Origin of the sequence: Microbacterium luteum, from assembly GCF_015277875.1 — a bacterium.
In the GTDB taxonomy this organism is placed as follows: domain Bacteria; phylum Actinomycetota; class Actinomycetes; order Actinomycetales; family Microbacteriaceae; genus Microbacterium; species Microbacterium luteum.
Map to the genome: position 1 here is coordinate 3,028,839 of NZ_CP063814.1, position 16,542 is coordinate 3,045,380.

12 protein-coding genes and 1 pseudogene are annotated in these 16,542 nt (G+C 70.7%); 11 read left to right on the top strand and 2 right to left on the bottom strand.

Annotated elements, in window-relative coordinates; genetic code table 11:
* Nucleotides 1-29: 29 nt before the first annotated feature.
* A complete protein-coding gene (locus IM777_RS14695) occupies nt 30-689 on the bottom strand; it encodes an aspartate/glutamate racemase family protein (RefSeq protein ID WP_194383874.1) in 660 nt (219 codons plus the stop codon).
* 114 nt (nt 690-803) lie between these two features.
* On the opposite strand from IM777_RS14695, the pseudogene IM777_RS14700 reads away from it, so the two are divergent.
* The 6 genes and pseudogenes from IM777_RS14700 to IM777_RS14715 form a co-directional block, all read left to right on the top strand.
* Nucleotides 804-2,108: pseudogene (locus IM777_RS14700) on the top strand (glycoside hydrolase family 127 protein); the annotation flags it as partial.
* 48 nt (nt 2,109-2,156) lie between these two features.
* The gene (locus IM777_RS17530) at nt 2,157-2,792 is read left to right on the top strand and encodes a glycoside hydrolase family 127 protein (protein ID WP_336510692.1); all 636 of its coding nucleotides are present in this window, start codon (nt 2,157-2,159) and stop codon (nt 2,790-2,792) included.
* 5 nt (nt 2,793-2,797) lie between these two features.
* A complete protein-coding gene (locus tag IM777_RS17285) occupies nt 2,798-3,223 on the top strand; it encodes a hypothetical protein (protein WP_228480839.1) in 426 nt (141 codons plus the stop codon).
* Entirely contained in the window at nt 3,223-4,053 is an 831-nt protein-coding gene (locus IM777_RS14705) for a RuBisCO large subunit C-terminal-like domain-containing protein (RefSeq protein WP_237673308.1), read from the top strand. Before IM777_RS17285 ends, IM777_RS14705 begins: the two co-directional genes overlap by 1 nt.
* Nucleotides 4,046-5,338, top strand: a complete 1,293-nt coding sequence (locus IM777_RS14710; RefSeq protein ID WP_194383875.1) for a four-carbon acid sugar kinase family protein — start codon at nt 4,046-4,048, stop codon at nt 5,336-5,338. The genes IM777_RS14705 and IM777_RS14710 overlap by 8 nt, the downstream gene beginning before the upstream one ends.
* Nucleotides 5,335-8,160, top strand: a complete 2,826-nt coding sequence (locus IM777_RS14715; protein ID WP_194383876.1) for an FAD-binding and (Fe-S)-binding domain-containing protein — start codon at nt 5,335-5,337, stop codon at nt 8,158-8,160. Before IM777_RS14710 ends, IM777_RS14715 begins: the two co-directional genes overlap by 4 nt.
* Before the next feature lie 477 nt (nt 8,161-8,637).
* Here IM777_RS14715 and IM777_RS14720 read toward each other — a convergent pair whose 3' ends face one another.
* Nucleotides 8,638-10,044, bottom strand: a complete 1,407-nt coding sequence (locus tag IM777_RS14720) for an IS1380 family transposase (protein WP_194383877.1) — start codon at nt 10,042-10,044, stop codon at nt 8,638-8,640.
* A 255-nt stretch (nt 10,045-10,299) separates the two neighbouring features.
* Here IM777_RS14720 and IM777_RS14725 point away from each other — a divergent pair, with 255 nt between their 5' ends.
* The 5 genes from IM777_RS14725 (at nt 10,300) to IM777_RS14745 (ending at nt 16,439) form a co-directional block, all read left to right on the top strand.
* Nucleotides 10,300-10,683 (top strand): L-rhamnose mutarotase, encoded by a 384-nt coding sequence (locus tag IM777_RS14725; protein ID WP_194383878.1) that lies wholly within the window; start codon nt 10,300-10,302, stop codon nt 10,681-10,683.
* On the top strand, nt 10,680-11,846 hold the full coding sequence (rhaI, locus tag IM777_RS14730; protein ID WP_194383879.1) for an L-rhamnose isomerase: 1,167 nt from the start codon (nt 10,680-10,682) through the stop codon (nt 11,844-11,846). The genes IM777_RS14725 and rhaI overlap by 4 nt, the downstream gene beginning before the upstream one ends.
* A gap of 4 nt (nt 11,847-11,850) precedes the next feature.
* A complete protein-coding gene (locus IM777_RS14735; RefSeq protein ID WP_071045021.1) occupies nt 11,851-12,738 on the top strand; it encodes an alpha/beta hydrolase fold domain-containing protein in 888 nt (295 codons plus the stop codon).
* Nucleotides 12,739-12,793: 55 nt separating this feature from the next.
* Nucleotides 12,794-14,830, top strand: coding sequence for a bifunctional aldolase/short-chain dehydrogenase (locus tag IM777_RS14740; RefSeq protein ID WP_194383881.1), 2,037 nt, complete (start codon nt 12,794-12,796; stop codon nt 14,828-14,830).
* Between the two features lie 232 nt (nt 14,831-15,062).
* Nucleotides 15,063-16,439 (top strand): rhamnulokinase, encoded by a 1,377-nt coding sequence (locus IM777_RS14745; protein WP_228481134.1) that lies wholly within the window; start codon nt 15,063-15,065, stop codon nt 16,437-16,439.
* The last annotated feature ends 103 nt before the right edge of the window (nt 16,440-16,542 follow it).

Genomic DNA, 16,542 nt, shown 5'->3' on the forward strand with positions numbered 1-16,542 from the left:
CGCGCACCCCATCCCTTCACCCGGAGTACCTAGCTGCGCGTGACGATGTCGCGCAGGCGCTGGATGCCCGGGCGCAGACTCGTGAGCACCGGAACGTCGACGTGCGCCGCATCCGCAGCCGACGCCATCGAGGCCTGAGCGAGCACGACGACGTCGGCATCGGCGGCGACGCGGGTGATCGCGTCGGCGACCAGACGGTCGTGCGACGCGCGATCGCCGCCGGACACCGCGGCGAAGGCGCCGTCGATCACCTCGCTGACGACCGTCGGCCTCGCTCCCGCGAGGGCGGCGCGCTCACCGATCAGTGCCAGCGTGGGCTCGAGCGTCGTGGGCAACGTGGCCAGCACGGCGATGCGATCCCCCGTCGCGACCGCCTCGTCGGCCATCGCCTCGTCGATGCGCAGCACGGGGATGCCGACCTCGTCCGCCGTCGTAACGGCCAGCTGCGAGATCGACGAGCAGGTGAGCATCACCGCATCCGCCCCGGCCGTCTTCGCCGCACGCACCAGCTCGGCGACCCGCGCCGCAACTCCCGCGGCCCGGCTCTCGTCGCGCAGGTCGGCGACGATACGGTCGTCGAGATAGTTCACGGTGTCCACACCCGGAAGGAACTCGCGTGCGAGTTCGGCGACGGGCGCGATCACCACCGCGCCGGTGTGCAGAAAGGCGACCCGTGTGGATTCGGACATGTGTCGATCATCCCCTTCGATGGAGTCCACGGCTGGATGAATATCCATGCAGCGTTGCGAGAAGTTGCACACCCAGGTTAGCCTGTGACCACGTTGATGCGAAAGGACCTGCCAATGTCGGCGACCACTCCCCTGCGCACCCACGCCCCGCTGCATCCGCTCACGGCGGAGAACGCGCGCTGGTCGAGCGGCTTCTGGGCCGGCATCGCGCAGCGCACGCACGAGGTGACCGTCCCCTCGATGTGGGACATGCTCCGTGACCCGGCGATCAGCCCCGGCCTGACGAACTTCCGGATCGCCGCCGGACTCGAAGACGGCGAGCACCAGGGTCCGCCGTTCATGGACGGAGACACCTACAAGTGGTTCGAATCCGCCGTCGCGCAGCTCGAGCTTCATCCCGATGCCGAGGTCGAACGGCAGCTGGAAGACATCGCGGCCCTCATCGCCTCCGTGCAGCGTGAGGACGGATACCTCCACACCCCCACGGCGATCTCGGAACGCCACCGGCAGCAGGTCGTCGCCCTCGCCGATCGCTTCAACTTCGAGACCTACAACCTCGGCCACCTCATCACCGCCGCCGTGCGCCACTACGAGGTCACCGGCAGCGAGACTCTACTGAACGCGGCCAAGAACGCGGCACGATTCCTGCAGAGCCTCGCCACCGACAAGCCCGTGGAGCTCGCCCGCAGCGCGATCTGCCCGTCGCACTACATGGCCGCGATCGAACTCCACCGCGTCACCGGCGACGAGCAGCACCTGCGCCTGGCCGAGGACTTCCTGCGCGTGCGCGACGAGTTCGAGGAGGGCGGCGACGACAATCAGGACCGCATCCCGGTGCACGAGCAGACCGCCGTCGCCGGTCACGCGGTTCGTGCCAACTATCTCTACGCGGGTCTCGCCGACCTCGTCGCCGAGACCGGCGATGAGCGTCTGACGTCGGTGCTCGAGCGCCTCTGGAACGACGTCGTCGACACCAAGCTCTACATCACCGGCGGATGAGGCGCCCTCTACGACGGCGCCTCGCCCGACGGCTACCCCTGGCAGAGCGAGATCAGCCGGGTGCACCAGGCGTACGGGCGCCCCTTCCAGCTGCCGAACACGACCGCCCACAACGAATCGTGTGCGCAGATCGGCATGATCTTCTGGTCCGAGCGGATGCTCGCCCTCGAGCCCGACGCGCGATACGCCGACGTCATCGAGCGCATCGCCTTCAACTCGCTGCTGTCCACCATCGGCCTCGACGGCACGACCTACTTCTACACCAACCCGCTGCGCCAGGTGCGCGGTCTCCCCTTCCCGCTGCGGCGCGCGGGCGACACCGCCCTCCACCCGGTGCCCGAGCCTCCCGCCTCCGACGCGCGCGGGCGGGCACGCTACCTCAGCTGCTTCTGCTGCCCGCCGAACATCGCCCGCACACTCTCGCGGCTGCACGAGCGCATCGCCTCGGTGTCACCGGACGGTCTGTTCGTGCACCAGTACGGGGGATCCCGCATCGACGTTCCTTTCGAGGAGGGCCGGATGCTGGCGCTCGACGAGCACTCCGACTACCCGTGGGATGGGCGCATCGTCTTCACCGTGCGCGAAGCGACCGGCACCGTGCCGCTGCACCTCCGCATTCCGGGATGGTCGTCGGATGCGACGCTCACGGTCAACGGCGAACCGGTCCCGGTGAGCGCCCCGTCCTCCTACACCCGCATCGAGCGCGCGTGGTCGGCCGGCGACGAGATCGTGCTCGACCTGCCCATGCCGGTGCGGCTCCTGCGCGCGCACCGCCTCGCCGAGGAGGTGACGAACCAGGTGGCCGTGCAGCGCGGCCCGGTCGTCTACGCGCTGGAGAGCCACGACCTTCCCGAGGGCGTGATGCTCGAGCAGGCCGCCCTTCGCCGTGGCACGGAGCTCTCACCGGTCCAGGCCGAGATCGCCGGGCACCGCGTCATCGCACTCGATACCGAGATCGCCGTGCTCCCCCGCCCCGACGACACCCTCTACGCCGACCTCGACGACGCCACCGTGCGAACGGCGGGCGCGCGCCTCATCCCGTACTACGCGTGGAGCAACCGCGGGCCGGGCGAGATGTCGGTATGGCTGCCGGTGGTGTGGTGAGCACCATGACCGCGCCGCACGTCATCGCGACCTACATCATCGAGACCTCCCTGCCGCTGGAGCATGCCGCCGAGGTGCTCGCGGGCGAGCAGTCGACCGGCACCTTCGTGCGGGTGGAGCGCGAGTCCGACGATCTGCGCGCGCGGTTCGCGGCCCAGGTCGAATCGCTCGAGGAGATCCCGCTGACCGGCGCATCACCGCTGCCCGGGTCGGTGGGAGACCCGGCCACGCGGCGACGCGCTCGGCTGCGCATCCGCTTCCCCCTGGAGAACTTCGGGCCCTCGCTGCCGAACCTGCTGGCCGCCGTCGCGGGGAACCTGTTCGAGATCAAGCAGCTGTCGGCGATCAAGCTCGTCGACCTCGACCTGCCTCCGGCGTTCGCCGAGCGCTACGCCGGCCGCAGTTCGGCGTCGCCGGCACCCGACGACTGATGTCCCGCCCCGACGGCGCCATGATCGGCACGATCGTCAAGCCCAGCATCGGGCTCTCCCCGGCCGACCTCGCCGACCTCGTGGGCGATCTCGCCGCGGCCGGCGTCGACTTCATCAAGGATGACGAGCTGCAGGGCAACGGCCCCCAGGCCCCGCTGCGGGAGCGGGTCGCGGCGGTGATGCCGGTGCTCGAACGCCACGCCGATCGCACCGGCGTCAAGCCGATGTACGCGTTCAACATCACCGACGACATCGACCGGCTCGAAGCCAACCACGATCTCGTGCTCGCCGCCGGCGGCACCTGCATCATGGTGTGCGTGAACCTCGTCGGTCTGCCCGGCCTCGAATACATCCGCCGCCGCTCGCAGCTGCCCATCCACGGGCACCGCGCCATGTTCGGGTCGATCAGCCGATCCGAACAGCTGGGCATCGGCTTCCGCGCGTGGCAGAAGATCGCACGCCTCTCGGGCGCGGACCACCTGCACACCAACGGCATCTCCAACAAGTTCTACGAGACCGACGCGCAGGTGCTCGATGCGATCGCCGCCGTCCGGGAGCCCCTCCTCGGCCTCGAATCCACCGTGCCCGTGCTCTCCTCGGGGCAGTGGGGCGGCCTCGCGCACGCCACCTATGCCGAGACGGGGACCACCGATCTGCTCGTGCTCGCCGGCGGCGGCATCCACGGGCACCCCGACGGTGCGCGCGCCGGCGTGGCGAGCATGCGCGAGGCGTGGGCGTCGGCGGCAGCGGGCGAGAGCGTCGAGACGGCCCTCGAGCGCTCCGCCGCCCTGCGCCGCGCGACGGAGGCGTTCGGGGCCGCTCGTGTCTGAGGCCGCCGGCGCCGCGCCGCGCGCCGGGTTCTACGGCGACGACTTCACCGGCAGCGTCGACGCCCTCCTCCAGTTCGCGCGCGCCGGCTGGAGCGGACGGCTGTTCGTCGGCCTTCCCGACGACGACGCGCTGCGTGAGGCGGCCGCGACCGTCGACGTGGTGGGCATCGCCGGAATCGCCCGGTCTCTGCCGCGCGAGGCGCTCGACGCCGAAGTGCGCCCGGCGCTGACGGCCCTTGCGGCGCTGCATCCGCCCCTCGTGCAGTACAAGGCCTGCTCGACCGCCGACTCCTCCCCCGACGTCGGAAGCATCGGACGCGTGATCGAGATCGCCCGCGACGTCGTCGGCGACGGCCCCGTCCCGCTGCTGTTCGCCCAGCCGGACTTCGGACGCTACACCGTCTTCGGGCACCACTTCGCAGCCGAAGACGGCGTCGTGCACCGCCTCGACCGGCAGCCGACGATGTCGACGCACCCGTCGACGCCCATGACCGAATCCGATCTCGCCCGCCACCTGTCGCGACAGACGACCCTCCCGATCGACGGGATCCCGTTCACCCGCTACACCTCGTCGGCGGCGGTGATGGCCGCCCTCGCGGCCTCCCCCGCCGCGGCGACGGTGCTCGACGCCGCCGACGCCGCCCACCTCGCCCTCGTCGGCCGCGCCATCGCGGCGCTCGAGACGCCGGTGTTCGCCGTCGGGTCAGGCGGGCTGAGTCTCGCCGTCGCCACGGCACGCCCGGGTCGGGAGTCGCCGCCGCCGGCCGCCACCCCGGCACGCGGGCCCGTGCTCGCCGTCTCGGGCAGCCGGTCGACCCAGACCCGTCGCCAGATGGATGCCGCCGCCGACGCCGGCTGGCTCGTCGAGACCCTGCCGTTGGATGCCGCCGACCGCGACGCCGCGATCGCGCGCACGATCACCGCGCTCGGCGCCGGACGCAGCGTCGCCTTCCGGTCCGACCACCTCCGCCTCGACGACGCCGACCCGCTGCACGCGCTCGCCCGTGCCGGCGCCCACATCGTGGCGGCTGTGCTCGACGCGGGCGCCGCGTCTCGGGTGATCGTGTGCGGTGGCGACACCTCCAGTCGCATCACGACGCTGCTGGGCGTGCGGTCGCTGTCGATCGCGGCGAACCCGGTCGGCAACATCGTGCTGCTGCGCGCCCACGCCGACGACCCCGCCGTCGACGGCGTGGAACTCCTGCTGAAGGGAGGCCAGGTCGGCGGCGTCGACCTCTTCGACGAGGTGCGCCGGCTGGGCGAGTCCGAGGCCGGCAGTCGATGACGGCCGCAACCTCCGCCGACACCGGCCTCTCCCGCCTCGCCGCGGAACTCGACGATCCCGCACGCCTCAGCACGCGAGCCATCGACCGCGTCGCCCAGGCGAGCGACGCATCCCACTATCTGCTCACCCCGGAAGCGGTGGTGACCGCGGCGGACGCGACCGAGGTCGCTCGGCTGCTGCGAACCGCGTCGACGCTGCGCCGCCCCGTCACCTTCCGATCGGGCGGCACGAGCCTGTCGGGACAGAGCGCCGGTGACGGACTGCTCGTCGACGTGCGCCGCGGATTCCGCCGCATCGACGTGCTCGACGACGGCCGGCGCGTGCGCGTGCAGCCGGGCGCCACCGTGCGTCAGGTCAACGCCCGCCTCGCGCGCCACGGATACCGGCTCGGTCCCGACCCCGCCAGCGAGGCCGCCTGCACGATCGGCGGGGTCGTCAACAACAACTCCAGCGGCATGGCCTGCGGCACGACCGAGAACACCTACCGCACCCTCGAGTCGATGGTGTTCGTGCTCCCCTCGGGCACACGGGTCGATTCGGGCGCACCCGACGCCGACGAGGCGCTGCAGCGCGCCGAACCCGGCCTCGTCGACGGGCTGCTGCGGCTGAGGCGACGAGTCGCCGAGAACCCCGCGACGGTAGAGCTCATCCGCCGCCAGTTCGCGATGAAGAACACCATCGGCTACGGCGTCAACGCCTTCCTCGACCACGATCGCCCCGCCGACCTGCTCGCGCACCTCGTGATCGGCAGCGAGGGCACCCTCGCGTTCGTCGCGGAGGCCACCTTCCGCACGGTGCCGATCCGGCCTCACACCGCCACCGCCCTCGCCGTCTTCGACGACCTCGACGCCGCGACCCGCGCCCTCCCGGCTCTCGTGGACACCGGCGCCGCCACCGTCGAGTTGATGGATGCGACCTCGCTGCGCGTCGGTCAGGCTCTCGCCGACGCGCCACCGCAGATCGTCGGGTTCGACGTGCACCGCCACGCCGCCCTGCTCGTGGAGTACCAGGCGTTCGAGGCCGACGCCCTCGCCCGCCTCGTCGCAGTCGGCGACCGCGCGCTCGGCGCCGAGCCGCTGCGCGCACCGGCGCCCCTATCGACCGACGCGGCCATCCGTGCCCGCGCCTGGAAGCTCCGCAAGGGCCTCTACGCGTCGGTCGCCGGCGCTCGCGCAAGCGGCACGACGGCACTCCTCGAAGACGTCGTCGTCCCCGTCCCCACCCTCGCCGAGACGTGCGCTTCACTGCAGGAGCTGTTCTCCCGCTACGCCTATCGCGACAGCGTGATCTTCGGACACGCGAAGGACGGCAACATCCACTTCATGCTCACCGACCGGTTCGAGACCGACGAGCAGCTCGACCGCCTCACCGGGTTCACCGACGACATGGTCGACCTGGTACTGGCCGCTGGCGGCAACCTCAAGGCCGAACACGGCACCGGACGCGCGATGGCCCCGTACGTGCGACGGCAGTACGGCGACGAGCTCTACGACGTCATGCGCGAGCTCAAGCGCCTGTGCGATCCCGCCGGCATCCTCAACCCCGGCGTGATCATCGACGACGACCCCGACGCCCACGTGCGCCACATCAAGCTCACGCCGTCGATCGAGGCCGAGGCCGACCGGTGCGTCGAGTGCGGCTACTGCGAGCCGGTGTGCCCGTCGAAGGACCTCACGCTCACGCCGCGCCAGCGCATCGTCACGCGCCGCGCGATGGAGCGGGCGAGGGCATCCGGCGATCACGACCTGCGGCGCGAGCTGGAACGCGACTACGCCTACGAGGGCCTGCAGACCTGTGCCGCCGACGGCATGTGCGCGACGGCGTGCCCCGTGCTCATCGACACCGGCTCCCTCGTCAAGCGCCTTCGCACCGAGAACCGCAGCCGCATTCTCGAGACCGGATGGACCGCCGCCGCGCGCAGCTGGGGAGCGGTCACGCGCGTGGGCTCCGGTGCGCTGACGCTGGCCGACGCCGCACCCGCCGGTGCGGTGACGGCGGTGACGGATGCCACGCGCGCCGTCGCCGGCTCCGACACGGTGCCGCGCTACTCGGCCGAGCTTCCCGCGGGCGGCCGCGCGCGGCGGATACTCGGGCGCCACGTCGGAGCGGCCGGCGCCGAGCCGGTCGCGGTGTACCTGCCGGCGTGCGTCGGCAGCATGTTCGGCGGTGCGGGCGGCGGTGCGGGTGCGAGCGCCGCGTTCACCGCATTGCTCACCCGCGCGGGGATCGCCGCAACCGTGCCCGACGACATCGAGGCGCTGTGCTGCAGCACGCCATGGACGTCGAAGGGATTCCCGCGCGGGCGCGACGTGATGCAGAGGCGGGTCGTCGACGCCGTGCGCACCGCCGTTGCGGCCGGACTGCCGATCGTCAGCGACGCGTCCAGCTGCACCGAGGGCTTCGCGCACCTGCTCGCGGGCGCCCGCCTCGACGCCACGGTGGAGGATGCGGTCGCCTTCGTCGACCGCGAGGTGCTGCCGCGCCTGCCTGCGGCGTCGCACGTCGCGTCACGCCTGGTGCTGCATCCGACCTGCTCTTCCACCCAGATGGGACTGAACGACGCACTCGGCCGGATCGCCGAGCGCGTGGCCGACGAGGTCGTCACCCCGGACGCGTGGGGGTGCTGTGCGTTCGCGGGCGACCGCGGCATGCTGCATCCCGAACTGACCGCATCGGCCACCGCCGCCGAGGCGGCCGAGGTCGCCGCCCTGGCCGGCGACGCCCACGCCTCCTGCAACCGCACGTGCGAGCTCGGCATGACCCGCGCCACCGGCGTCGGCTACCGCCACATCCTGGAGCTCCTCGAAGAGGCCACCCGCTGAGCCGCACCCGCTGGCCAGCTACTCCCACCGCGGCATGTCCCACTTTCTGTCCTCAAGAGTGGCCATACCAACCGAAAGTGGGACATGATGCCGCCCCGCAGCATCCGCCCACCGCGGTATGTCCCACTTTCTGTCCTCAAGAGTGGCCATACCAACCGAAAGTGGGACATGATGCCGCCCCGCAGCATCCGCCCACCGCGGTATGTCCCACTTTCTGTCCTCAACAGCCGCCATGGCGTCAATAAGTGGGACATGCCGCGGGAGAGGCATCCATCGCCCGCCTCTCGGCATCCACTTGCCCACCTGCCCTCCGCCATGTCCCACTTTCTGTCCCTAAGCCTCGATCCACCGATGAGCCGTAGTTGCGCCGGGGCGGCATGATCGGTGCGCGGTGACGTGTCGAGGGCAGGGTTGAGTTCCGGGCGTCGCATCCCGGTCGTCCACGTGGTCCTCGGTCGTGCCGCGTTGCGGCGATGGTCAGGTGGTTACCGTTGGCGGTGGTGCGTGCGTGATCTTGAAGAGTTGTGTGAACGCGTGCTCCCAGGGCCAGGCCTCGGGCAGGTGGAGCGTGATCCGGCGCGCGGAGCGTGCCAGCCGTGCGGGGACGTTGATCAGGGTGCGGCGGATCGTCGCGGTCGTTGCTCTCGCGAGCCGTCCCACCCGGTCGGCGATGACCCCAGCGGTCCGGGTGAGGTTGAATGCGATCACGGCGAGCACCAGCCAGGCGCTGTTCGCGGTGAACACCCCGGAGGGCAGGTGCGCGAGCGGCCCCGCTTTGAGGTCGGCGTGGACTTGCTCGATGATCGCGTGACCGCGGTGCGTCTTGTCCGCGGCCACCGTGTCCATCACGTCCTTCGCTGTGGTGGTGAAGAACGCGTGATGCCGCCAGACGTCGAACAGCGTCGGCTGCTGCACCTGTCGCGGGTTCAGGTCGGGGACCCGGCGCACCACCAACCGTCCTGCGACCTGTTCGGCCTTCTTCCTCGATCGGAACGCAGTGAACGGGACCTCGGCGACTTCGGCTTTGGAGATCAGCTGCCCGGTGGTCTCGTCACGGATCGAGTCGGTGTACTCGATCATCGTCCACGCGTCATCGGGGATGGTCGCGATCGCGGCCTTCACTGCGGGGTCCATCCTGACGGTCACCGACACGTCGGCGCCGGCTGTGATCGCGGTGCCGACGGTCGCGTGTCCGTAGAACGCGGAGTCCGCCCGCAGCAGCGGCCGAGTCCCTGCGGCGACACCGGTGCGGCGCAGGGTCGCCAGAGCATCGCCGACGATCCGTGCGGCCCCCTTCGGGGACCCGGTCTTCCCTTGCCGCAGCCGCTGCCCGAGGATTACCGGCGCCGACGAGGTGGTCGATGCCGTGGCGAGGAGGGCGTTCAGGCCGCGGACGCCGGAGTATCCGAAACCGGCGCCCTGCTTCTGGTATCCGTGGACCTCGATGATCGTGTCGTCAAGATCGACCATCACCCGCTCGCCATCGCCTGCTCGGAGCAGCGGCGCGTTGACAGCGAGATTCGCGAACACCCGGGAGGCGACGGCGTCGAGCTGGCGGACGTGTCCGAACCGGAACTCCCGCAGGAACGACCCGAGCGTCGACGGCGCATACGTCCGGTCGAACAACCGGCCAATTCCGCCATGGCGGAGCAGGTTCATGTCGTCGATCGAGTCCGCCCCGGCGAGCATGCCCGCGACCAGTGCCATCACCTTCGCACCCGCGTTGGCGCCCTTGTCCGCCGGGACGCTCAACCGCTCACGCGCGAGCTCGTCCAGCCCCGCGGAACGCGCCAGACGGAGCATCGGCACCAGCCCCGCGGCCGACACGAGATTCGGATCGTCGAACACCGCGGACACCCCAGCAGGAGCGTGCTTGAATTGCATCTACGAGATGCCTCTCGGATCGGGTGAATAGGGGCCTTAGACAAGCTCTATTCTTCCTGATCAGAGGGGCATTTCTACGTCACGACGCTCGCTCAGCGCCCCCGCCCATCGGTGGATCGAGGCTAAGAGCCGCCATGCCGACCGAAAGTGGGACATGCCTCCGCCCCGCAACGCCTACCCTCCGGCGGACTTGCGCATCACGCGGCACTGGCTTATCGTTGAATCGATTCATAGACGCCTGAGGAGCGCTACTCGATGACGAGCCACACCCCGACGCGGGTCTGCTTCGAACTGCAGATCAAGCCCGAGCTCCTCGACGAGTACATCGCCCGCCATTCTCCGGTCTGGCCCGAGATGCTCGTCGAGATCGCCGCCGCCGGGCGCCGCAACTACTCCCTCTTCCTCGCCGAGGGCGGCCGCCTCGTGGGCTACTACGAGACCGACGACGACGACGCGGCGCAGGCCTACCTCGCCGGCAGCGAGGTCGCCGCGCGATGGGAGGCCGACATGTCCCGATTCTTCGTCGACCTCTCCGGTCGCCCCGACCAGGCCGCCACCCCCCTCACCGAGATCTTCAACCTGCACGACCAGCTCGCTGCCACCGGCACGGCTCCGACCGAAGAAGGCACTGCATCATGACGACGCTGTCCGACGACATCCTCACCCAGCTCGAAGGCCAGGGCATCGAGCTGCCCAGCTGGGCGTTCGGCAACTCCGGCACCCGCTTCCGCGTGTGGACCACCGAAGGCACGCCGCGCGACCCGCGCGAGAAGATCGCCGACGCCGCGCAGGTCAACAAGCACACCGCGCTGGCGCCGTCGGTCGCCCTCCACATCCCGTGGGACACCGTCGACGACTACGCCGAGCTGCGCTCCTACGCCGAAGACCTCGGGGTCACTCTCGGAACGGTCAACTCCAATACGTTCCAGGACGAGGACTACAAGTTCGGCGCCCTCACCCACCACGACGACCGCATCCGCCAGAAGGCGGTCGACCACCACCTCGAGTGCATCGACATCATGGATGCGACCGGGTCGCGTGACCTCAAGATCTGGCTCGCCGAGGGATCGAACTATCCCGGCCAGATGGACATGCGCGCCCGGCAGGACCGCCTGAACGACTCGCTGCAGAAGATCTACGCGCGCCTCGGCGACGACCAGCGCCTGGTGCTGGAGTACAAGTTCTTCGAGCCGTCGTTCTACCACACCGATGTTCCGGACTGGGGAACCTCGTACGCCCAGGTCGCGACGCTCGGCGACAAGGCGATGGTGTGCCTCGACACCGGCCACCACGCGCCCGGCACCAACATCGAGTTCATCGTCATGCAGCTGCTGCGCCTCGGCAAGCTCGGCTCGTTCGACTTCAACTCCCGCTTCTATGCCGACGACGACCTGATCGTCGGCGCAGCCGACCCCTTCCAGCTGTTCCGCATCCTGTTCGAGGTCATCCGCGGCGGGGGACTGAACAACCCCGACGTGGCCTTCATGCTCGATCAGTGCCACAACATCGAGGACAAGATCCCCGGCCAGATCCGCTCCGTTCTCAACGTGCAGGAGATGACCGCCCGGGCGCTCCTCGTCGACCGGGAGGCCCTCGACGCCGCGCAGGCCGCGAACGACGTGCTCGCCGCCAACGCCGTGTTCATGGATGCGTTCTACACCGACGTGCGTCCGGCGCTCGCGCAGTGGCGCGAGTCGCGGGGACTGCCGGCCGACCCGATGGCCGCCTATGCCGCCTCGGGGTATCAGCAGAAGATCGTCGCCGAGCGGGTCGGCGGCACGCAGGCCGGCTGGGGCGCCTGATCCGATGACCACCGTCGCCGACCGCGTGCTCGACGGGCCCCACGGCCCGCTGCGCGTGCGCACCTACGTCCCCGCCGCACCGGCAGCCGCCGGCCTGGTGTGGGCGCACGGCGGTGGGTTCGCCCACGGCGACCTCGACATGCCCGAGGCCGACGGGGTCGCGCGCGCGTTCGCCGAGCTCGGCATCGCGGTCGTGTCGGTGGACTATCGGCTGGCGCCGCCGTTCCGGTACCCGGTCGCGCGCGAGGAGGTCGCCTTCGCGTACGCGTGGGCGGCCGCATCCGATCTGACGACCGGCCCGTGGGCGCTCGGCGGCGCGAGCGCGGGCGCGAATCTCGCCACCGGGGCCACCCTCAAGACCCTGCACGCCGGCGGCGAGACACCCCCGCTCCTTGTGCTCGCCTATCCGACGCTGCACCCCGTGCAACCCGCGCCCGACGACGCGTTGCGCGCAGCTCTCGACGCCGAGCCCGACGCCGACAGATTCGGACCCGACGTCGTGAGCGCGATGTACGAGAACTACCTCGGCGCACCGGTGTCGACCGCCGATGTCTACGCCGCGCCCGGCCTGGCGTCGGCAGCGGAGCTCGCCGGCTTCCCGCCCACGATCATGATCAACGACGAGGTCGACGAACTGCGCGTCTCGGGCGAGGCGTTCGCCCAGACCCTGCGAGCCGCCCGCGTCGACGTCGCCTGCTCCACCGAGCCGGGCACCCAGCACGGGCACCTCAACCGCCCGGAAGAGGGAGCCGCGCAACCGTCGATCGAGCGCTTCGCCGCGCGCATCCTGGCCCTTGCCTCGCACGATCCCGATCCCGATCCCCGCCCCACCCGCACGACTCCCACGACCAGCGCTCCGCAGTCGCTTTCTGCGGATGCGACGACCCCGTAACCCGCACTTCACGACTGCGGAACCGCAGCCGAACGATCCCTACGAAGGAAACGTCATGACGAATCCCGCCGCGGCCGACCTGATCGCCCGTTCCAACCGCTTGGGCGCCGACCCGAAGAACACGAACTACGCCGGGGGGAACACCTCGGCAAAGGGCACCGAGATCGACCCGGTCACCGGTGAGCCGGTCGAGCTGCTGTGGGTGAAGGGGTCCGGCGGCGACCTCGGCACGCTGCAGGAGAAGGGTCTCGCGGTGCTGCGCCTGGACCGCATGCGCTCGCTCGTGAACGTCTACCCCGGCCTCGAGCGCGAGGATGAGATGGTCGCGGCCTTCGACCACTGCCTGTTCGGCAAGGGCGGCGCTGCTCCCTCGATCGACACGGCGATGCACGGCCTGGTCGACGCCGCCCACGTCGACCACCTGCACCCGGATTCGGGCATCGCGATCGCCACCGCCGCCGACGGCGAGCAGCTGACGGCGACCATCTTCGGCGACAAGGTCGTGTGGGTACCGTGGCGTCGCCCCGGCTTCCAGCTGGGGCTGGACATCGCGGAGATCAAGGCGAAGAACCCGCAGGCGGTCGGCTGCATCCTCGGCGGCCACGGCATCACCGCGTGGGGCGACACCTCCGAGGAGTCCGAGAAGAACTCGCTGTGGATCATCGACACCGCCGCGGCCTACATCGCCGAGCACGGTGCGGATGCGCCCTTCGGCGCCGAGCGCGCCGGCTTCGGCGCCCTGCCCGAGGCCGAGCGACGCGCGAAGGCCGCCGCGCTGGCTCCGACCATCCGCGGCATCGCCTCGCACGACAAGCCGATGGTCGGGCATTTCACCGACGCCGACGTCGTGCTGGAGTTCCTCGCGTCCGAGAAGGCACCCGCCCTCGCCGAGCTCGGCACGAGCTGCCCCGACCACTTCCTGCGCACCAAGGTCAAGCCGATGATCCTCGACCTGCCTGCCGACGCATCCGTCGACGCTGCCATCGCGCGCCTGGGCGAGCTGCACGAGGAGTACCGCGCCGACTACACCGCCTACTACGAGGCCCACGCCGACGCCGAGTCACCCGCGATCCGCGGCGCCGACCCGCTCATCGTGCTCGTCCCGGGCGTCGGGATGTTCTCGTTCGGCGCGAACAAGCAGACCGCGCGCGTCGCGGGCGAGTTCTACATCAACGCCATCAACGTGATGCGCGGCGCCGAGGCCCTGTCGACCTACTCCCCGATCTCGGATGCGGAGAAGTTCCGCATCGAGTACTGGGCCCTCGAAGAGGCCAAGCTGCAGCGCATGCCGAAGCCCAAGAGCCACCAGGGCCGCGTCGCGTTCGTCACCGGCGCCGCATCCGGCATCGGCAAGGCCATCGCGACCCGTCTGGCTGCCGAGGGCGCGTGCGTGATCGTCGCGGATCTCGACCTCGAGAAGGCGCAGGCCGCCGCCGCGGAGCTCGGCAGCACCGACGTCGCGATCGGCGTGGCCGCCAACGTCGCCGAGGCCGACGCGATCCAGGCCGCGTTCGACGAAGCGGTGCTCGCCTTCGGCGGCGTCGACCTCGTGGTCAACAACGCCGGACTGTCGCTGTCGAAGCCGCTGCTGGAGACCACCGAGAAGGACTGGGACCTGCAGCACGATGTCATGGCCAAGGGCTCCTTCCTGGTGTCGAAGGCCGCGGCGCGCATCCTCATCGCTCAGAAGCTCGGCGGCGACATCATCTACATCTCGTCGAAGAACTCCGTGTTCGCAGGCCCGAACAACATCGCCTACTCCGCGACCAAGGCCGACCAGGCGCACCAGGTGCGACTTCTCGCGGTCGAGCTCGGCGAGCACGGCGTGCGCGTGAACGGGATCAACCCCGACGGCGTCGTCCGCGGATCGGGCATCTTCGCCTCCGGGTGGGGCGCGAACCGTGCCGCCACCTACGGCGTCGCCGAAGAGGACCTCGGCCAGTTCTACGCCAACCGCACGATCCTCAAGCGCGAGGTCGTGCCCGAGAACGTCGCCGACGCGGTCTACGTGCTCACCGGGCCCGAGCTCTCCCGCACGACGGGCCTGCACATCCCGGTCGACTCCGGCGTCGCCGCCGCGTTCCTGCGATGACGTCCGCGTCGACCCCGGCGCGTTTCGTCTCGCTCCGCTCGCTCAACGACCGGCACCAGCGTTTCGTCTCGCTCCGCTCGCTCAACGACCGAGACCAGGTCCAGGCCTTGCCGGTCGTTGAGCGAGCAGCGCAGCGCCGAGACGAAACGCATCCCGCCCGCCGCCACGGAGCCGCCGCGTGACCGGCGGCGCGGTCGCCGCGGTCGACCTCGGAGCCACCAGCGGACGCGTCATGATCGGGCGCGTGGACGCCTCCGCAGGCACCCTCGCGCTCGAGCAGGTCGCGCGCTTCCCCAACGGCGGTGTCCGTCTCGCATCCGGTCTCCACTGGGACCTCACCGCGCTTCACGCCCACGCACTGCGCGGTCTCGCCGATGCGGTGCGCGCCGAAGCCGGCATCGCAAGCGTCGGCATCGACTCGTGGGCGGTCGATTACGCCCTGTTCCGCGGCGACCGGATGCTGGGCGAGCCCTTCCACTACCGCGACGAGCGCACCGAGAGCGGTGTCGAGTCCGTGCACGCGAAGGTGCCGTCCGCGGATCTCTACCGGCGCAACGGCCTGCAGTTCCTGCCGTTCAACACGCTCTACCAGCTCGCCGCCGAAGGTGACGCGCTGAGCGGTGCGGATGCGCTCCTGCTGGTGCCGGATGCGCTCGCCTTCCAGCTCACCGGCGTGCGCGCCGCCGAGCGCACGAACGCGTCGACCACCGGCCTCCTCAGCGTCACCGACGGAGCGTGGGACACCGACCTGATGGGCACCCTGGGATTCGACCGGGCCCTCTTCGCCGACCTCGTCGACCCGGGCGCATCCCTCGGGCGCCTGCGCCCCGCGATGGCGTCCGAGATCGGTGCCGAGCTCGACGTCGTCGCGGTCGGGTCGCACGACACCGCGTCGGCGGTCGTGGCCGTTCCGATGACCGATCCGTCGACCGCGGCGTACATCTCGTGCGGCACCTGGGGGCTCGTCGGCCTGGAACTCGAAAGCGCCGTCACCTCCGATTCCGCGCGTGAGGCGAACTTCACGAACGAGGGCGGGGTCGACGGCCGCGTCCGGTTCCTCCACAACGTCATGGGGCTGTGGCTGCTGAGCGAGTCCGTGCGGCAGTGGGAGCGCGAGTCTGGTGAGCCCATCGACCTGCCGACGCTGCTGGCCGACGCCGGCGAGGTGCCGGCGTCATCCGTCGCCCTCTTCGACGCGAACGACCCGCGGTTCATGGCGCCGGGCGATCTGCCCGCGCGCATCGCGGACTGGTATCGCGAGCATGACCGTCCGGTGCCCGCCACGCGCGCGGCGTTCGCGCGCGCGATCGTCGAGAGCCTCGCCGAAGCCTTCGCCGGTGCGGTGCGCGACGCCGCCCGCCTCGCCGGACGCGACGTCGAGACCATCCACATCGTCGGCGGCGGTTCGCTCAACCGCCTCCTCTGCCAGCGCACCGCAGACCGTGCGGGAATGCCGGTGCTCGCCGGACCCGTCGAAGCCACGGCCATCGGCAACGTGCTGGTTCAGGCGCGCGCCCAGGGCTGGTTCGGCGCGGACGCGTCGCTGGAACAGCTGCGCACCGTCGTCGCATCCGCCTTCTCCCCGCGCCGCTTCACCCCCCAGGCCTGACCCGACTCGCCGCGCCGCGCCGGCATCCGCCCCCGGATGTCGGAGAATCGGCCCGATGTCGGAGGATGCAGCCCGGATCCTCCGACATCGGCGCGAATCTCCG